A 2,331-nucleotide genomic window follows, 5' to 3' on the forward strand; every position below is an offset into this window, starting at 1 on the left:
TGTCGAGAACGCTTGCGCCACCGGATCGGCGGCGGTCCGCCAAGGCATCCGCGCCATCGACGCGAATGCCGCTCGCATCGTGCTGGTGGTCGGCGCGGAGCAGATGACGACGACGCCGGGGCCGGAGATCGGCAAAAACCTGCTCAAGGCGTCCTATCTGCCCGAGGACGGCGAGACACCGGCGGGTTTCGCCGGCGTCTTCGGCAAGATCGCGCAGGCCTATTTCCAGCGTTATGGCAATCAGTCGGATGCGCTGGCCATGATTGCCGCCAAGAACCACAAGAACGGCGTCGACAATCCCTATGCGCAGATGCGCAAGGATTTCGGCTATGAGTTCTGCCGCCAGGAGAGCGAGAAGAACCCCTTCGTTGCCGGTCCTCTGAAGCGCACCGACTGCTCGCTGGTCTCCGACGGCGCCGCCGCCCTTATCCTTGCCGACACCGCCACGGCGCTGAAGATGCGCCGTGCCGTTGCCTTCCGCGCCAACGAACATGTGCAGGATTTCCTGCCGATGTCGAAGCGCGACATTCTGACCTTCGAAGGCTGCGAGCAGGCCTGGAACCGGGCGCTGAAATCGGCCGGCGTGACGCTCGACGATCTGTCCTTCGTCGAGACGCATGACTGCTTCACCATTGCCGAACTGATCGAGTACGAGGCGATGGGCCTTGCCAAGCCGGGAGAGGGGGCGAAGCTGGCGTTGGACGGCACAACGGCCAAGGATGGTCGCCTGCCGGTCAATCCATCCGGCGGGCTGAAGGCCAAAGGCCATCCGATCGGCGCCACTGGCGTGTCCATGCATGTCTTGACCGCCATGCAGCTTGTCGGTGAGGCCGGCGGCATCCAGGTGCCGGGCGCAAAACTGGGCGGCATCTTCAATATGGGCGGTGCGACGGTCGCCAACTACGTTTCCATTCTCGACCGGATCAGATAAACCGCCCGCATTTGCGGGAGGTGACATGACAAATCCGGTTCTGATCGAAGTCTTGCGCGGCGCGATCGTCGAGAGCGCGCATCGCGGCTCAGTTGCGGTCTTCGATGGCGACGGCAAGCCCGTGTGGGAGATCGGCGATACGGCCAAGCCGGTGTTTCCGCGCTCGGCGGTCAAGGCGATCCAGGCCTTGCCGTTGGTCGAAAGCGGGGCGGCGGATGCCTATGGTTTCGGCAACCGCGAACTGGCGCTCGCCTGCGCCTCCCACTCGGGCGAGCCGGCACATGTCGACCTTGCGCGATCCATGCTGGCCAAGGCTGGGCTGGACGGATCGGCGCTCGAATGCGGCACGCATTGGCCGTCCAATCATGACGCCGAGATTGCGCTCGCCCGCGCCGGCGGCTCGCCGAACGCCTTGCACAACAATTGTTCCGGCAAACATTCCGGCTTCCTCTGCACCTGCGTCCACGCCGGCATTGCGCATCGCGGCTATGTCAAGCCGGGACACGGCCTGCAGGACATGGTGCGCGACGCCATGCAGTCGGTGACGGGCGCTGTCCATGGTGAGGACCAGCGTGCCATCGACGGCTGTTCGATCCCGACCTATGCGGTGCCGCTCAGGAGCTTCGCGCTCGGCTTTGCCCGCATGGCCACGACATCAGGTTTTGGCCCAGAGCGAGCCAAGGCTGCAAAGCGGCTGCTTTCCGCCTGCATGGCCGAGCCCTTCTTCGTTTCCGGCAGCGGCCGCGAAGACGTCGCGTTGATGGAGGCCGCACCAGGGCGGATTTTCACGAAGGGCGGCGCCGAAGGCGTCCATTGTGCCGCAATTCCGGAACTTGGCCTCGGCATCGCACTCAAATGCGATGATGGCGCCGGCCGCGCCGGCGAAGCCATGGTTGCCGCGGTCCTTGCCAAACTGTTGCGTGCCGACGAGGCCTTGGCGGCGAAGCTGCTCGAATTGGCAAACACGCCCATCGAAAATCGCAACGGTGCCAAAGTCGGAGCGCTGAGGCCGACGGCAACTCTCAAGTGACGTGATTGCGCTCGACGGTCAGATGCGCGTAGCCGCTACCGTTTGACGAGGCGAGATCGCCTGTCGCGGGCTCCGCCCAGCGCTGGCCGACAACCGCACCGTTCAGCGCGCCGTCGATGACATTGTCTGAAATGACGGCCGTACCGGCGCCCTCGACCACGGATACGACGATCCCGGTTCCTGCCTTGCGGATGATGTTGCCGGTGGCGACGACATTGCGCAGGTACGGGCCCCAGCCGATCTGCATGCCATAGAGTGGCGCGTTCTCGATGACATTGTTGGAAACGGTGGTGTCGGCCTCAACGCCGATGCCGACGCCAAATCCCGGCGAGTCGGCGGGGTAGGGGCCGCTGGGCGACAGATTGCGCAC

Annotated in this window: 3 protein-coding genes; 2 read left to right on the plus strand and 1 reads right to left on the minus strand. The window is 64.7% G+C overall.

From position 1 onward, the window contains the following. Together EN914_RS32435 and EN914_RS32440 are read left to right on the plus strand one after the other, a co-directional pair. Positions 1–931: acetyl-CoA acetyltransferase (locus tag EN914_RS32435; RefSeq protein WP_127389544.1), on the plus strand; the 931-nt coding region annotated here is incomplete at its 5' end. Between the two features lie 25 nt (positions 932–956). Beyond that, positions 957–1,961 (plus strand): asparaginase, encoded by a 1,005-nt coding sequence (locus tag EN914_RS32440; RefSeq protein WP_013532676.1) that lies wholly within the window; start codon positions 957–959, stop codon positions 1,959–1,961. On the opposite strand, the gene EN914_RS32445 is transcribed toward EN914_RS32440, so the two are convergent. Beyond that, the coding region (locus tag EN914_RS32445) for a TIGR03808 family TAT-translocated repetitive protein (RefSeq protein ID WP_127389545.1) at positions 1,954–2,331 on the minus strand (378 nt) is incomplete at its 5' end. The two genes, EN914_RS32440 and EN914_RS32445, sit on opposite strands and share 8 nt — an antisense overlap.

The sequence above is a fragment of the Mesorhizobium sp. M7A.F.Ca.CA.001.08.2.1 genome (assembly GCF_003998455.1).
GTDB classification, from domain to species: domain Bacteria; phylum Pseudomonadota; class Alphaproteobacteria; order Rhizobiales; family Rhizobiaceae; genus Mesorhizobium; species Mesorhizobium ciceri.